The 1,271-nt window shown below is 65.7% G+C and carries 1 protein-coding gene and 1 pseudogene; both read right to left on the bottom strand.

The genetic code is table 11. The features are described from left to right. Positions 1–965, bottom strand: a 965-nt coding sequence (locus tag HMPREF9538_RS12995; RefSeq protein ID WP_009485207.1) for a carbohydrate kinase family protein, incomplete at its 3' end; no start/stop codon positions are given. Positions 966–976: 11 nt separating this feature from the next. Further along, positions 977–1,271: pseudogene (locus HMPREF9538_RS30050) on the bottom strand (ABC transporter permease); the annotation flags it as partial.

Here is a 1,271-nt window from a genome sequence, read left to right as displayed (position 1 = left end):
GGGGGGGGGGGGGGGGGGGGGCGGGGGGGGTGGTGGGCCGCCATAAAAGCCTGGGTCTGTTCCCAGTCCACTACCCCGGCATCCGATCCCATCCCGGTCGCCACCAGCGCGGCCACCGCCGAGGCGACGTCACACGCTGCTTTCACGCTGAGTCCGCGCGCCAGTGCGGCAATAAACCCGCCGCAGTAGCTGTCGCCGCAGCCGGTGGTATCCACCGCCTCGACCGGCCACGGCGCAATATGCTGCGGCCCGCCATCGCGGCCGATAAGCCAGGAGCCGTTCTCGCCGTCTTTCAGAATGCAGGTGCCCACGCCGAGCGCCAGGAAGAAGCGGCCGATGGCCTCCGGCTGCGTCTCTCCGGAGAGAAAGGCGGCTTCCTCCAGCGAAGGCATGAAATAATCCACCGACGGCAACAGGGGCCGCAGTAGTTCGAGGGTCTCTTCATTCGGGGCGATAAGGTCAAAGCTGGTGGTGACTCCGCGCGCTTTGGCCGCCTGCAACAGCCGCGCGCTCTGTCCCTGGTCCATTGCCGCCAGCAGCCCGGTCCCGCCGTGATGCAGGAAACGACAGTCAAGGACGGCGTCAAATTCCGCTTCACTGACAAACAGGGCGTCAGACGCGCCCCGGCAGTGCAGGGCCGGACGTTCGCCGTTGGGGCGAATCGGCAGGATCGTCGCCGAGGTCTCCTTCAGCGCGGTGCGCTGGATAAGCGAGCAGTCGATGCCCAGCCGGGCATAGCTGGCGAGGATAAAGTCGGCCTTTTCATCTTCGCCCAGGCAGGCCACCGCTGCGGTGCGGATCCCGAGCTTCGCGGCGTTGATATTAGCCCCGGCGGCGGTGCCGGCGGGGTTGAGACGAATTTGCTCAATAAAGGCGACGCCGCCGCGCGGCGGGATCGCCACCACCGGGCGCCCGGCGATATCCAGAATAGTCAGGCCGACAAATACGGCGTCAAAGGTTGCCATCGTTCTCCCGTTTAGCGATGCGTTTGGCGCAGGCGCGCCTGCCAGAAGGATAGGGCGAGGGCCACCACCAGAATCACGCCGACCAGCGCGTCCTTCACCAGATAATTGAGCCCCATCAGGTTCAGGCCGTTATCAATAATGGCAAGGAACAGCACGCCGCCGAGGGTGCCGAGGATGCTGACCCGGCCCAGACGGGTAAAGGCAGTGCCGATAAATACTGCCGCAATGGCGTCCATCAGGTAAGACTGCCCGGCCAGCGGGGTAAACTGTCGCAGGTTGGCGGAGAGGATCACCCCGCCGACGGCG

It is taken from the genome of Klebsiella sp. MS 92-3, from assembly GCF_000195655.1.
GTDB classification, from domain to species: domain Bacteria; phylum Pseudomonadota; class Gammaproteobacteria; order Enterobacterales; family Enterobacteriaceae; genus Klebsiella; species Klebsiella pneumoniae.
The sequence above is the reverse complement of the archived record's forward strand: the minus strand, read 5'-3'. Positions and strand labels throughout refer to the sequence as shown.